The sequence below is a fragment of the Methylobacterium sp. FW102-HT35C08 genome, assembly GCF_058790235.1.
Genome location: NZ_JBYTCL010000002.1, coordinates 2,128,965 through 2,141,269, shown reverse-complemented (window position 1 = coordinate 2,141,269; position 12,305 = coordinate 2,128,965). Strand labels below are relative to the sequence as shown.

Sequence of the window (12,305 nt, the reverse complement as noted above, 5' to 3'; positions counted from 1 at the left end):
TGTCGCCTCAGATCCGTGAGGGCTCGCCGAGGGCCGCCAGACGCGGCGCGACCTTCACACGCACGCGTGAGCGCCCAAGATCGATGATGCCGGATCGACGCCAATCCTGAAGGACGCGATTGACGCTTTCCCGCGCCGCACCAACGTAAGCGGCGAGCTCTTGCTGTGTCACCTGGATTTCTGCGCCGTAATCCTCGGACAGCATAACCAGACGCCGCGCCAGCCGGGCATCGAGGGGAAGGAGCGTGGCCTCCTCCATGCGCTCGCTCATCCAGCGCAACCGTCGGCAGAGGAAGCCGATGATCCGCGCCGCCAGGGTCGCGTCGTGCGCCAGGAGTTCGAGGAAATCCCGCCGGTCGATGACGAAGAGGTCCGTCGCCTCGAGCGCGATGGCCTCCGCGGTGCGGGCATCGCCATCGAGGAGGGCGATCTCGCCGAAGACGTCGCCCGGGCCGAGGAGGTTGAGCGTCACGGACCGGCCATCCTCGGTGCCGGTGGCGATGCGGATCTGCCCACGCCGGATCGCGTAGAGGGCATCGCCGGGATCCCCCTTCTGGAACAGGATCTCGTGCCGCGCGACGCTCCGCATCCGGCAAAGGCCAGCGATGGCTTGGAGGGCATCCTGGCCCAGCTCGGCGAAGAACGCATTGGCGGCCAGGAGCCCGGCCAGCCTGTTCGGCGTGCTCACGACATCATCTCTCGACTGCGCCGATCCTGGCCCGTGTGCGCGCCGCAAGGGGCTCCGTGGCGCAGCCTCGTGTCAGCACGATACCGCACCGTGTCGTCCCCGACCGGCCGGCGCGTCCGTGCCAAATCTCACAGGCCGGCATGGCCCCGCCGTCCCATGGGGCCCGGCTATCGGCGTATGGCCGCCACCGCCTTGCGCGGAGCCTCGATCCAGGCTGCCCGCTTAAACCCGCCGGACGGCCCTGCTCGGAAGGAGGTTCGCAGAGCCTGGATGCAGCTGTGACCGAGGGATCGATCCGCCACGGGGTATTGCGGACGGCCGGACCGGGATGCAGCCCTGTCCGCACGATCGACAACACTGGCATGTGGGCGAACGCAGCCTATCGCGAGACGCGCGGCATGCAGATCCGCGATCAATCACCGTAACGCATTCGGGGATCGCTGCGAACAGGCCCTCGTAAACTTCAGCCCGCGCCTCCGGTGTGACGTCGATCACAGTCGCGGAGGTCGAAGGCGTGGAAGACCCACCGAAATCCCAGCGACTCAGGAGCTCTGTCGCGGGACCCGCAATGATGGCGGGGGAAGCCGTAATGTTTTTCCCAGCAACGGCAGCGCGGCAGAAGAAGGATTTCATATCTCATGAGCCAGTCCCGTCTCGAAGACCGCGAATCATCTCGGCGCGCACAGGAGAACCAGCGGCGCCTCGTCAGCGAGCTGCGGTCGCAATACGACGTCATCATTTGCGGCGCCGGCTCCTCAGGCTCGGTCGTGGCGCGGCGCCTCGCGGAGAATGCCGACCTGCGCGTGCTGCTGATCGAAGCCGGGGGCAGCGACGAGGCCGAGACGGTGCTCGACCCTGCACAATGGCCGGCCAACCTGGGCAGCGAGCGGGATTGGGGATTTCAGGCGCAGCCGAACCCGCACCTGAACGGTCGGGCCCTGTCGATGGCGATGGGCAAAGGTCTCGGGGGCGGCTCCAGCATCAACGTGATGGTCTGGGCGCGCGGGCACCGCAGCGACTGGGACTACTTCGCGGCGGAGGCCGGCGATGCCGGGTGGAGCTACGACAACGTTCTCCAGATCTATCGTCGAATCGAGAACTGGCAGGGTACGCCGGATCCCCGGTATCGCGGCAAGTCCGGGCCGGTCTGGGTCCAGCCTGCCGCGGATCCCAGCCCCATCGCACACGCGATGCTCGATGCGGCCCGCGAGGTCGGCATCCCGACCTTCGCGCATCCGAATGGCCTGATGATGGAGGGGCCGGGCGGCGCCTCCATCTCGGACATGCTGGTTCGCGACGGCCGGCGCCAATCGCTCTACCGGGCCTATGTCCACCCTTGGCTCGACCGCCCCAACCTGACGGTGCTCACCGACACGACCGTGCGGCGCGTCCTGATCGAGCAGCAGCGCGCGGTCGGCGTCGAAGTGGTTCGCGCCGGGCAGGTCCTGGAGATCAGAGCCCGGGCCGAGGTGGTGCTGTCCCTGGGCGCCATCCAGACGCCCAAGGTCCTGATGCATTCCGGCATCGGGGACCATGCGGAGCTGACGCGCTTCGGCATCCCGGTGGTGCAACACCTGCCGGGCGTCGGACAGAACTTCCAGGACCACGTCTCGTTCGGATGCATCTGGGATTATGCCGAACCCATCGCCCCCCGTAACAGCGGCAGCGAGGCGACCCTGTACTGGACGAGCCGTCCCGGGCTCGATGCGCCGGATGTTCTCTTCTGCCAGGTCGAATTTCCCGTGCCGAGCGATCGGACCGCGGCGCGCGGTGTGCCGGCGCAGGGCTGGACGATGTTCGCCGGTCTGGCGCGCCCGGCGAGCCGCGGCCGGCTTCGTCTGACGAGCGCCGATCCCTCGGTGCCGTTGGCGATCGAGGCCAACATGATGTCCGATCCCGCGGATCTGACGACGGCCGTCGCCTGCGTGGATCTGTGCCGCGCGCTGGGCAACGCACAGGCGTTTCGGCCGCATGTCCGCGGCGAGGCCATGCCGGGCGACATCGAGGGAGACGCGCTCGAAGACTTCATCCGTGATGCCGCCGTGACCTACTGGCACCAGAGCTGCACGGCCAAGATGGGCCGCGATGCCCTGTCGGTGGTCGATGCCTCGCTGAACGTCTACGGGATCGACGCTCTGCGCATCGCGGACGCTTCGATCATGCCGCGCGTGACGGCGGGAAACACGCAGGCCCCCTGCGCCATCATCGGGGAGCGGGCGGCACAGATGATCGCCCAGGCTCACGGCCTGTGATCACCCTGCGGGTCGCGGCCCGGCACGGTTCTGAGCCTGCCGGGCCGGGCTCTTCTCCTTCAAGCGCCACGCCGCGTCGTGGTGATCATCACTCTGGCGGTCGCCGATGACTTTCCAAGACGTTGAACGCACGCTGCGGCAGTTGGGCGATGCGGCAAGAGGCCTTGCCGCGATCGGTGCAGCCTTACGCCTGCGGCAGGAGACGCTGGAGGTTCATCCCGAAGTCGCGCGCCGGTTGCACGATGTGGTTGCCGCCGTAGTGCCCGGCGACCTCGGTGACCTTGATCAGGCGCAGGTCTCCGCGTCCCTGGCCTCCGTCACGCACGCGCTGCAGGAGGCGCGGGACCTGTTGGACTGTCCGGAGCGACCGCCCGTCTGGCAGGTCCGCGACCCTGCGATGTTGCAGGCCCAAGGCCAAGCTTCGCGCGTCGTCATCCGGCGCTTGGCGGCCTTGGCAGCCGAGCGCCCGGCGCTCGCAGCCGCACTGACCGGGCGCTTCCTGGATGTCGGCACGGGTGTGGGCGGCATCGCTCTCGAGGCCGCAGCGCAGTGGCCCGCGCTGCATGTCGTGGGCCTGGATATCTGGGAGCCGGCTCTCGCACTGGCCCGTGCGAACGTGGCGGCAAGCCCTTTCCGCAGCCGGATCGACCTCCGCCTGCAGGACGTGACCCAGTTTGATGATCCGGCCGGCTACGCGCTGGCGTGGCTTCCGGCCCCCTTCCTCTCCCGGGACGCGGCCCGGACGGCGCTCGACCGGCTGACGGCTGCCCTCGAGCCGAGCGGATACCTTGTTGTCGGGCTCTACGCGCCGCCTCCGGATCCGGTCGGCGCCGCGCTTGCAGCCCTCCGGCTGGCCCGCAGCGGCGGCCACCTCTGGGCGTGCGCCGCCATGGAGGATGAACTCCGCGCCCGTGAATTTACCGCCATCGAGACTTGTGCGGGACAGCCGGTCACGCTCGTGATGGGACGACGCGCGTAGAACGCTCGCCGTCGAGGCGTCGGCGCGGCGGGAGGAGGCTTGGTCGACGCGTCTTACGCGCGCCATGGTACGGGGGCCTTCTCGAAGGCTCGGAAGGCATTCCGGAAGCGGCCCGGCGATGGCAGTCGCCGGGCCGCAGGTGCTTATCGGGCACGCAGGCTGAACGAGAGGCCGTAGGCCGTGCGGCGGGCTTCGAAGATCTCGTCCTTCGGCGCGTCGATGCCCTCGGCCAATTGGCCCGGATCGAAGATCCCCCCGTCGCAGGTCTCGTTCGGCTCCAGGGCGGTCACCGCGATCGTGCCGAGTGTGATGGCCTTTCGATCGTCCTCGTTCTTCCACCGGAGGGTGATGTCGTTCGTCAGGTCGTCGCCGGGCTCGGCCAGCAAGGCCACGACGTCGAACCGCGCCGGGCCCTTCGACAGGTGCTCGCTCAACGCGGCGACCAGGAACTGCGGTGGCTTACCCTTCGCCTCGTCGTCGCTCAGCACGATCTCGCCGGCTTGCGGAACCACCCTGAACTTGAAAGGCACGGTGCGCCCCGCGGAATTCACCCCCGTGAAGGTGTGCACGCCCCAGTAGACGATGCCGGCATAGCTGCCGGGTAAGGGCTTGCCCGCGACGAACGCCGCCTGGCGCGTCGTCTCCGGATTGGCCTTCGCGAAGGCCGCGATCGCCTCCGGGTTGGGCTTTCCATCGGCGCCCGGCGCGCGGACCTGCAGGAAGCCGAGCATCTGGTCGAGCGTCCGGGCGAAATGCACCGGGGCGTTCTCGAACAGCAGATGCGTCTCGCCGCCGTCCGAGAGGATCTTGATCGAGAAGCCTCGGAGGACGGTCCTGGCCGTATCCGGCGCGGAGGGATTGCCGCCGCCGACCGAGAACCGGCCGACCAAGGGCCACGGCCGCGTGAAGCTGATCGACCGCGTCACCTGTCCGACGTCGGCCGAGGGCGTGTAGGTGCCGCGCACGCATTGCCCCTTGGCGAAGGTCGCACGCACGCCCGGCGGCTTCCCGGCCACCGTCTTCAGGGCCTCCACCAGGCTCTGCGCATCGGCCGCGGTCGCCGCGGTCGACAGCGGGAGGAGCGCGAGCAGGGCTCCGCCGAGGAGCGGGAGCGTCACCGCCCTGAGCAGGGTCGACACCCTGCCGGAGACGCGGCCGGAGAGGCGGCCGTTCCTGGCCGACGGCCGCGGCGCTGCCACGGACGGGGGTGGATCGTCGAGGCGGGCATATGGCATGATGGTCCTTCCTTCTCTGATGCTTGGAGGGGGATCTCTCGGCGGTTCGGCGATGGCAGTCGCCGGACCGCTTCGTGGCTAAAGGCCTAGTTCTGCGGGGCCACCTTGCCCGGCAGCGACAGGTTGCCGGAGGCGACCTTGAAGACGTCGCTGACGCAGAGCAGCGGCGCATGCAGGTTGCCGTTGACCTTGAGACCGGAGGTCACCCCGTCGAAGGACACATCCTTGATGCCGGTGATCAGCGAGACCGGAATCTCGACCTGTACGGCATCACCCCGGACGGTCGTCGGATAGTCCGGGCTGTCGATCAGGAGCGGCACCTTCGGCCAGGTCGGCGGAACCTTCGGCTTCGAGCCCTTCGGGATGTCGACCACCTTCAGACCGCCGCCGCAGGCCGGGTCCTTGGCGAGCACCACCCAGTGCGGGTGCCAGATGTGCCGGTTCACACCGCCGTTGGCCGCATCGTCGAAGTCGGGGTGGAAGGTGACGGCCAGCGCCACGATGCCCTGAGCCTTGTCGAAGCCGATCGCGTCGCTGTCGAGCGTCGTCGGCCAGACATAGGCGTAGACGCCGGAGCCCGCGAACTGGCCCGTGGCGTCGGGCCTGTCCGTGCCGGCCTCGCCGCGGACACGGGTCGTGAACACGGCCGTATCGCCTCTGGTGACGATCGTCGTCTCGACGATGTCGAACGATGCCAGGACCGCCGCGTCAGGCTGCGCCTGGATGGGACCGGCCGAGGCGCTCGTGGCGAGCGCGCACAGGGCCGCCGCACCGAGGCCGAGGCCCCGTGCCTTCATTCGTCTCATGACAGCTTGTCCTTCTCAGGTCTCAGGTCGTGCTTGGAGGGGCGGCGATCCGTCGGCGAAGGACGTCCAGGTGGCAGCCTGAACGTCGGGATCGGCCGCTTCATGCTCGCCACAATCGAGCCGGAGATCCCGGGTCCCGATCGGGGCGTTCACGAAGGCGCAATGATGGGGCTTGGCCGCGTCCGGATGGGCATTCGGCCTGAAATGGCGGCAGCTGACGCACATCCGCTGGAGGGGGATGGCGCCGGCCTGCTGCAGGGTCCGGATGAGCTTGATCTGGGTGAGCAGAAGGTCGGCCTGCTCTGTCGGCGAAAGCCGGGCCAGAGCGGACATCACCTGTGAGGTCGCCGAGGCCAGAGCCCGCCCGAGGGCGCATCCTTCCTCCGTCGGGCGGACGATCACGGCCCGGGCATCGGCGGCATCGGGTGCGCGCGTCAGGAAGCCCTTGCGTTCGAGTGCGGCGAGGGTGTCGGCCATGCTCGGTGCCGAGACGGCGAGGTGCGCGGCGATCAGCTTGGCTCTCAGGCCCGCCGGACGCGCCGCGAGCAGGGCGAGCACCTGCGCCTGAGCCGGGTTCAGGCCGGCCTCACCGGCCGCCGACCAGAGATCGGCACGCAGCACCAGCGCGACGCGCTCGAAGCCCTCGCGCAGGCGGATCAGGACAGGATCCGGGTCATCCGCGTGGTCCATGCGGTTTTAATTAGGACTCCTAATTATTAGCGTCAAGCGGATGCCCGGCTGTCGGGCAGGTCGGCGCAGCTCATGCAGGCCGATGTGCACGTGAGGCACGAAGCGAGGCAAGGGTCACGTGATCTTGCGGACCCGTCCAGGGAAGGCGCGATGCCCCGGGGGCGCGCTCCCGCGGCGATCGTCTCCGATCTGTGCGGTGCCGGTGAGGTGTGGCTACCGTCCAGAAACGTCCTGCCCATCTCAGCATGAAGCCCGAGCGGCCTCGATCCGACCTCGCGCCCGGGACAACGCGTCCTGTACGTGCCTTCTGTCGCCCGTAATCCCGCCAGCCACATGGCCGCTGAGCCGCCACCGTTGAGACGTCACGCTGCCGCCTGGTCTTCCTCACTGCGCTGAATCGTTGCCGACCTCTCGGTCGAGTAAAGGGGCGGATCAGCGCGAACCAGGGCTCGCATCTGCGACCAGCCGGCATGAACCTGCACCGGTCACGCCCGGTTTTGACTAAAATTCCAGAGCGAATAAATTGATTAAACTAACAAATTCAATTTATTTTTGCTTCAAGAAAATTTGACTAAACTGCAGACCTGTACGTTAAATAGTCCATGAAACCAGTTCGTTTGTCTTCGTACCGCACCGATGTGCATCTGCGAGATGAAAGACACCGGCACTACGACAAAAATCCAATTTCTTGACATTTATCAAGCTACTTTGTTTCTTAATATATAGGAAAATACCATATTGAACGGTTTTACTCAGATCAGGCAAGTTTTCGCCCAGATCGAGTCCTGGTTCGAGGTCCCGACATACGCCAGTCGGCCTCCGAATAGCGCGAGGGCCAGAATCAGCCCTATGTCCGCGCAATGAAAGCAAACTTCAAATACGAATAAAGTAAAAAAGTGAGGGAGGCCATGCTCAATTTACCACAATTTCCCACAGTCCGGCACTTAACCAGTGCAACCAGAAAGATCATGCATCGTTTCGAGCGCTCGTTCCAAGACGAGAGACGCTATCGAGAATGGCTGTCGAGCCATGAGACGACCTTCGATCGGTGGGCGGACGGCTTATCGCGGGACCTTTGCCGCGAGGCGGTGGCATTCGAGAAAGACCTGTACGCCTTCGCGCAAACTCAAGATTTCCCCGTCCACATGGGCGGGAATGCATATGTCAGGCTCCTGTACTTCCTAGCCAGATACCTTCAGCCCGAAACCGTTGTCGAGACCGGGGTTTCGATCGGGTATTCCAGCCAAGCGATGTTGAGCGCCCTGGCCATGAATGGCAAAGGGCAACTCTACTCAAGCGAACTGCAATACCTTCATGACAACCAGTCCCATAAATACATTGGTCTACTGGTCAGCCCTGAATTTCGAGATCGATGGACGTTGCTGACAGAGGGTGACCGCATCAACCTGGCGCAGATCGCACAGCGGGTGGGCCGCATCAATCTTTTTCACTACGATTCCGACAAGAGCATTTCCGGGCGCATTTTCGCGTGCAATATCGCTCTCGAGCGCATGTCGAAGGGCGACGTTCTCGTCCTGGATGATGTGAATGACAACGATCATCTGCTGTCTCTGTCCAACCAGATCGGTCGCGCTCCGACCGTGTTCACCACGAAGTACAAATCGATCGGCCTCTTCATGATGTGACGACGGCTCGCCGCCAGGGGCCCGCGCGCATGCGATCGCGCGCGGGTGGAACGCGGCGACTACGCGTAGGCGAACGGTCGCGCGCGCACCTGCGTCGTGGAGCGGGGCGTGCACATCTCGAACTGGGTGGTCCCGTCGCGCCGGCTCACGTCGAGGCTCTGAACCGGCAGCGTGTCGATCCGGCTGAGGTGCACCCCGCGCTTCGCCGTGCTAGAACGGAGACAGAACAAACCCGACGGGCCGGGTCGGTTCAATCTGCGGGCGGACAGGATCTTCCGCGGCGGATGGATGTGAACGCGGCTCGAAGATGCCAAGCGCGGCGCGGCCTTCGACGGCGCCCGTGGCTGGCGGTGAATCTGCGGCCGACCTGGGCGACGAGAGACGACGATGGCGATGAAGACGGCGTTCGTGGTGCAGCCGTTCGAGGTGCACCGGAAGCGGTTGCGGCCGGCCCGGCAGGAGCCGGCGCAGACCGAGAGCGGGGCGCTGAAGAAGGCCGAGAACCTGGCCAAGCGGATGCCCGGCGCGGCGGCGCTGAAGGTGGTGGCCGACGACGAGACGGGCGAGCTGGAAGGCGTCACCATCCTCGGGCAGTGGGGCGAGATCCCGGACGACTTCGCCGAGAGCCTGCAGGGCGCGTAGGCCAGCGTTTACCAGCGGGGCGGGAGAGCGCCATGGCGGCCGTTCGGCGGGTCGGGAACTTCCTCCAGGTGCAGGACGGTGACGGCTGCCGCCACCTGCTGCGCGTGACGAGCGTTCAGGCGCTCAGCGACACGGACCTGATGCGCAACGAGACGTTCATCACGGCGGCCGGGCGAACGATCCGCGTGACGCAGCCGCTCGACGAGATCGTGGAGCTGGTGGCGCCCGGCGAGCGAACGGCGTCGGAATCGGAGGAGGCGTGGCCGTTCTGACGCGGCGTCCGGCCGGTCGCGTCATCTGCTCGGTCCCCCGATCGGCGAGGAAGCGTCCGATGTCGCCGGCGTGGGTCGGGCCGATACGCGACCGCTCCACTCGAGAGCGCCGATGCAGGAATCGGCGCAGCGCACGCGCGGCCACCAATGGCCGGCTCGCGCGTTGGCTGCACGGTTCGATCTCGCTTTTCGATCTCGTTTGGAGCGCCTGATGCTCGCCCGATCCGCGTTGTTGCTCGTGATTCTCACGTCGAGCGCCCAAGCCGCGGCCTTCGACGACCTGAAGGGCTATCTGGCTTCTTGCCTGCGGTTCGAGATGGGGGGCTCCGCCGCGCAACGGGGCACGCCCTTGTCATCCCGGGTCCACGACGCGCTGGATCGTTGCTCCGACGACGTCGCCCGGCTCGAACGGGCGGACGGGCGCCGTCTGCGCGGCGATGGTGGGATCAGCCCATCGACCAAGGAGGTGATCCAGAGCGTCGTGGGTCGCGGCGGTAGCGGTATCCGCAATGTCGGGTACTGAACGCCGCGATCAAAGCCCTCCGTGCCATAGGCTCTGAAAAAGCCCGCACCGGCGGACCGGGCGGGCTGACGTGATCGCGTCATGGGGACGCTCTGAATGGCGCGATTTCGGACCCACGCGCCGCGTCTGTTCGGATGACGCCGGCGAGACAGTCGCGCGCAGCGCCAGGGGCGCGGGTGGTCTCGTCTTCAGAACGGAGATTCCGGTCGCGCCGAGCGGGTCCGCCGGGCATGCAAACCGCAGGGCGCCCGGCGTCGTTTGAAGGCAGAGGGCGACGCTGGGCTGACCGCCCGGCTCCGATCCGCTCACGCAGCAGACCAGCGTCCGATCGGCTTACCGGTAATAGCCGCCGCACACGAGATGACCGTGCTGATTGCTGACGCCCGTGCCGCCGCAACGGGACGCGAAGATCCGGCTCCAGCGGGCCCCACCGTACCCGTCACCGCAGAGCGCCGTGAGGTAGGGACCTTCCATGTGGATGCGGTGACAGCTCGCTGCGTATGAGCCGCCGGGGAAGGCGAGAGCCGGAACACAGCCGAGCGATGAGAATATCGCACCTGCAACAAGCTGTTTGCGCATCTAAATCGACCCACGCTAATGTTTTCGGATCCACAACATGAGGATCTGTTCGAGATTCAGAGCTGTACAGCGCTCCGTTTTGGGCGTCTCCTGCTATCGTGTTGCGACCGTAACCTTGCGCCTCATCCCTCCTTGGATCACGAGCACGAAAAAGCCCGCACCGGCGGACCGGGCGGGCCAAGGTGGTTCGTGGTCTCAGGAACGAACGAGAAGCCCGTCTGGCAAGGTGCGTTCCAAAGGTGTGCCCCGAGGATCACTTCGAGCCGCCGCTGCCGGTCGAGCCGACCCGAGAGGGCTGACCCTCGTTGCCGGCCGCTGCAGAGTCGGTTGCGATGCTGTCCGCGGCGCGTCCCGTCGGCGAGTAGGTCGCCGCAGCGGCATCGCCGGTCGATCCGGGCTGGCGGGTCACGACGCCGGGCGCGCCGGGCGGCACGATGACGGTCGTGCTGGTCGGAGTCTCGATGATGGCCTGAGCGAAGGCTGGGGTCGCCAGAGCTGTGGCTAAGGCAGCGGCGAGGGCGAACTTGGTCACGTTGATCTCCTGTCGGGATTGATGCGGCAGGAAACTCCTGAAGCGTTCGCCAACAAGGACCGCGCGCAATCGATCCAAATCTCAGCACATGACGGAACGCCCGTGTGTGCAGGCGCACCCGAGACATAAAGAGAAACAGACTTCGTCTTGCGCTCGACGACCGGATTGGGAAAAGCCCGCCGCGGCGAAGCGAACGGACTGAGAGTAAGTCTCGGGCTTAGCGCCGCGTGAACGCATTGAACACGCGCTGCGACAACACTCACCCCATGCTCAACGCGAGCACGAGCTGCTGGGCGGCGAAGGCCAGACCGGTCAGGAGCCCACCGACCACGAACACGTCGGCGAAGCCGCGCTCCGGTCGGCTTCTGGCAGCAGTCCGGCTCGGCGCGCGCGGCTCGCGCAGCCACACCACGTTACCCGATTGTCTCATGACCGCCTCCAGCATCATTGCTGGGTCGTATCTGGGTCCGGTGGCGATCGCCCGCCATGCGCCAGCGCACATGCGAGGCGCGCGGGAGTGGCAGCATGACCCGAACGGCGGCCTCGCGCTGGTCCGCGACCGCCAAGCGCGCCTTGCGCGCCTCGACTTCGCTCTCGGCCTTCCCGGACGGTCGATCCCTTGGGCGGCATGCCGGAGCGCCATAGGTCAGCGTGCACTCAACGGGCGTACACGAGACCAATCTTGCGGCCGTTCTGCCAGGCGACCCTGCAGGGCTGGTCGACGCGCAGTGCTGCCGAGATCAGCCGCACCTCTCTGGGCAACATCAGGTCTGAAGCGACTTCGATCGTCGCACCGGCTTTGTTGCGATCCCATACGAGGCAATCGCGACGTTCCAGGGGTTCGCCAAAATAGACCTGTCCGGTTTTCAGGGCGGCCCTGTGTAGCGGGTCTGTGCAATCCTCAGACATCGCCCGGCTCTGCATTGAAGATTCAGCTGGGGCTAAAGAGTCCGCACGGCCCGATTCCGTTCCAAAATTTCCACGCTCGGCGCGCGCGGCAGCGCGAGGGCGGCCGAGGACGGAGGATGCCCGCAGGTCTGGCTGCCGACATCGGCGCCCGGCGTCGTCATCCACTCGGGAATGCCCGGCGGGGCCGCCTCGTCCGATCGGGCCTGACCACCCGCCAGGAGAGCCGCCGCAGCCGCCGCGCCATGCGCGAGGAAGCGGCGCCGCGTCGCCGGCGGTTCATCGTCGTGGCTCATCGCATCGAACTCCGGCCTGCGCCCGTTCCAGACCGCCCCTGAAGGCGCGTGACCCTGGGATCGATCCGTTGTTCATCGATCACAAGCCGGACTGCAACAATCGGGGATTTTCAGGAGTATATTGCCCCGATTGGAACGTTAATACGTTTACCTCCCGAAGATCGATTGCAGAGAAACGCAGTCCGTCTCTCGGATCCGCAGGCGCCAGATGGACGTCAATGGGCGACGAGACGACGTGAATGGATCGACATCCGCCGCC

General features: G+C 66.5%; 15 protein-coding genes. 6 read left to right on the top strand and 9 right to left on the bottom strand.

Translation table 11 applies throughout. The annotated features are described in order from the left end of the window. Window positions 1–7: 7 nt before the first annotated feature. Complete coding sequence (locus tag AC3WSN_RS10160; RefSeq protein WP_192708157.1) at window positions 8–688, bottom strand: Crp/Fnr family transcriptional regulator; 681 nt, start codon at window positions 686–688, stop codon at window positions 8–10. 638 nt (window positions 689–1,326) lie between these two features. Between AC3WSN_RS10160 and AC3WSN_RS10155 the strand changes: the two genes are divergently transcribed. Beyond that, window positions 1,327–2,940, top strand: a complete 1,614-nt coding sequence (locus AC3WSN_RS10155; protein ID WP_492537701.1) for a GMC family oxidoreductase — start codon at window positions 1,327–1,329, stop codon at window positions 2,938–2,940. Window positions 2,941–3,082: 142 nt separating this feature from the next. Then, window positions 3,083–3,919 (top strand): SAM-dependent methyltransferase, encoded by an 837-nt coding sequence (locus AC3WSN_RS10150; protein ID WP_492537699.1) that lies wholly within the window; start codon window positions 3,083–3,085, stop codon window positions 3,917–3,919. Between the two features lie 143 nt (window positions 3,920–4,062). On the opposite strand, the gene AC3WSN_RS10145 is transcribed toward AC3WSN_RS10150, so the two are convergent. The 3 genes from AC3WSN_RS10145 to AC3WSN_RS10135 form a co-directional block, all read right to left on the bottom strand. Next, window positions 4,063–5,154, bottom strand: a complete 1,092-nt coding sequence (locus AC3WSN_RS10145; protein ID WP_492537698.1) for a catalase family peroxidase — start codon at window positions 5,152–5,154, stop codon at window positions 4,063–4,065. A gap of 86 nt (window positions 5,155–5,240) precedes the next feature. After that, window positions 5,241–5,960, bottom strand: coding sequence for a hypothetical protein (locus AC3WSN_RS10140; RefSeq protein ID WP_492537696.1), 720 nt, complete (start codon window positions 5,958–5,960; stop codon window positions 5,241–5,243). A gap of 15 nt (window positions 5,961–5,975) precedes the next feature. Next, window positions 5,976–6,650: a MarR family winged helix-turn-helix transcriptional regulator gene (locus AC3WSN_RS10135; protein ID WP_492537694.1), complete on the bottom strand. Its 675-nt coding sequence runs from the start codon at window positions 6,648–6,650 to the stop codon at window positions 5,976–5,978. Between the two features lie 968 nt (window positions 6,651–7,618). Between AC3WSN_RS10135 and AC3WSN_RS10130 the strand changes: the two genes are divergently transcribed. Further along, window positions 7,619–8,296, top strand: coding sequence for an O-methyltransferase (locus AC3WSN_RS10130; protein ID WP_492537692.1), 678 nt, complete (start codon window positions 7,619–7,621; stop codon window positions 8,294–8,296). 59 nt (window positions 8,297–8,355) lie between these two features. Here the strand turns inward: AC3WSN_RS10130 and AC3WSN_RS10125 are convergent, their stop codons facing one another. Then, window positions 8,356–8,490: a hypothetical protein gene (locus AC3WSN_RS10125; RefSeq protein WP_492537690.1), complete on the bottom strand. Its 135-nt coding sequence runs from the start codon at window positions 8,488–8,490 to the stop codon at window positions 8,356–8,358. A 193-nt stretch (window positions 8,491–8,683) separates the two neighbouring features. On the opposite strand from AC3WSN_RS10125, the gene AC3WSN_RS10120 reads away from it, so the two are divergent. The 3 genes from AC3WSN_RS10120 to AC3WSN_RS10110 all read left to right on the top strand — a co-directional run bounded on the left by AC3WSN_RS10120 (window position 8,684) and on the right by AC3WSN_RS10110 (window position 9,733). Then, window positions 8,684–8,938: a hypothetical protein gene (locus AC3WSN_RS10120; protein ID WP_192708164.1), complete on the top strand. Its 255-nt coding sequence runs from the start codon at window positions 8,684–8,686 to the stop codon at window positions 8,936–8,938. A 32-nt stretch (window positions 8,939–8,970) separates the two neighbouring features. Next, window positions 8,971–9,210: a hypothetical protein gene (locus tag AC3WSN_RS10115; protein ID WP_238197023.1), complete on the top strand. Its 240-nt coding sequence runs from the start codon at window positions 8,971–8,973 to the stop codon at window positions 9,208–9,210. Window positions 9,211–9,322: 112 nt separating this feature from the next. Further along, on the top strand, window positions 9,323–9,733 hold the full coding sequence (locus tag AC3WSN_RS10110) for a hypothetical protein (RefSeq protein WP_492537688.1): 411 nt from the start codon (window positions 9,323–9,325) through the stop codon (window positions 9,731–9,733). Between the two features lie 832 nt (window positions 9,734–10,565). On the opposite strand, the gene AC3WSN_RS10105 is transcribed toward AC3WSN_RS10110, so the two are convergent. The 4 genes from AC3WSN_RS10105 to AC3WSN_RS10090 all read right to left on the bottom strand — a co-directional run bounded on the left by AC3WSN_RS10105 (window position 10,566) and on the right by AC3WSN_RS10090 (window position 12,046). Further along, window positions 10,566–10,844: a hypothetical protein gene (locus AC3WSN_RS10105; protein WP_192708169.1), complete on the bottom strand. Its 279-nt coding sequence runs from the start codon at window positions 10,842–10,844 to the stop codon at window positions 10,566–10,568. 259 nt (window positions 10,845–11,103) lie between these two features. After that, window positions 11,104–11,274 (bottom strand): hypothetical protein, encoded by a 171-nt coding sequence (locus tag AC3WSN_RS10100; protein ID WP_492537686.1) that lies wholly within the window; start codon window positions 11,272–11,274, stop codon window positions 11,104–11,106. A 227-nt stretch (window positions 11,275–11,501) separates the two neighbouring features. Then, window positions 11,502–11,753 (bottom strand): hypothetical protein, encoded by a 252-nt coding sequence (locus AC3WSN_RS10095; RefSeq protein ID WP_492537684.1) that lies wholly within the window; start codon window positions 11,751–11,753, stop codon window positions 11,502–11,504. A gap of 32 nt (window positions 11,754–11,785) precedes the next feature. After that, entirely contained in the window at window positions 11,786–12,046 is a 261-nt protein-coding gene (locus AC3WSN_RS10090; protein WP_492537682.1) for a twin-arginine translocation signal domain-containing protein, read from the bottom strand. Window positions 12,047–12,305 lie beyond the last annotated feature (259 nt).

Excerpts from the sequence above, each read along its gene's own strand:
- AC3WSN_RS10155 (WP_492537701.1), top strand. The coding sequence starts at position 1,327 with ATGAGCCAGTCCCGTCTCGAAGACCGCGAATCATCTCGGCGCGCACAG.
- AC3WSN_RS10145 (WP_492537698.1), bottom strand. The coding sequence starts at position 5,154 with ATGCCATATGCCCGCCTCGACGATCCACCCCCGTCCGTGGCAGCGCCG.
- AC3WSN_RS10140 (WP_492537696.1), bottom strand. The coding sequence starts at position 5,960 with ATGAGACGAATGAAGGCACGGGGCCTCGGCCTCGGTGCGGCGGCCCTG.
- AC3WSN_RS10135 (WP_492537694.1), bottom strand. The coding sequence starts at position 6,650 with ATGGACCACGCGGATGACCCGGATCCTGTCCTGATCCGCCTGCGCGAG.
- AC3WSN_RS10130 (WP_492537692.1), top strand. The coding sequence starts at position 7,619 with ATGCATCGTTTCGAGCGCTCGTTCCAAGACGAGAGACGCTATCGAGAA.
- AC3WSN_RS10120 (WP_192708164.1), top strand. The coding sequence starts at position 8,684 with ATGGCGATGAAGACGGCGTTCGTGGTGCAGCCGTTCGAGGTGCACCGG.
- AC3WSN_RS10115 (WP_238197023.1), top strand. The coding sequence starts at position 8,971 with ATGGCGGCCGTTCGGCGGGTCGGGAACTTCCTCCAGGTGCAGGACGGT.
- AC3WSN_RS10110 (WP_492537688.1), top strand. The coding sequence starts at position 9,323 with ATGCAGGAATCGGCGCAGCGCACGCGCGGCCACCAATGGCCGGCTCGC.
- AC3WSN_RS10100 (WP_492537686.1), bottom strand. The coding sequence starts at position 11,274 with ATGAGACAATCGGGTAACGTGGTGTGGCTGCGCGAGCCGCGCGCGCCG.
- AC3WSN_RS10095 (WP_492537684.1), bottom strand. The coding sequence starts at position 11,753 with ATGTCTGAGGATTGCACAGACCCGCTACACAGGGCCGCCCTGAAAACC.
- AC3WSN_RS10090 (WP_492537682.1), bottom strand. The coding sequence starts at position 12,046 with ATGAGCCACGACGATGAACCGCCGGCGACGCGGCGCCGCTTCCTCGCG.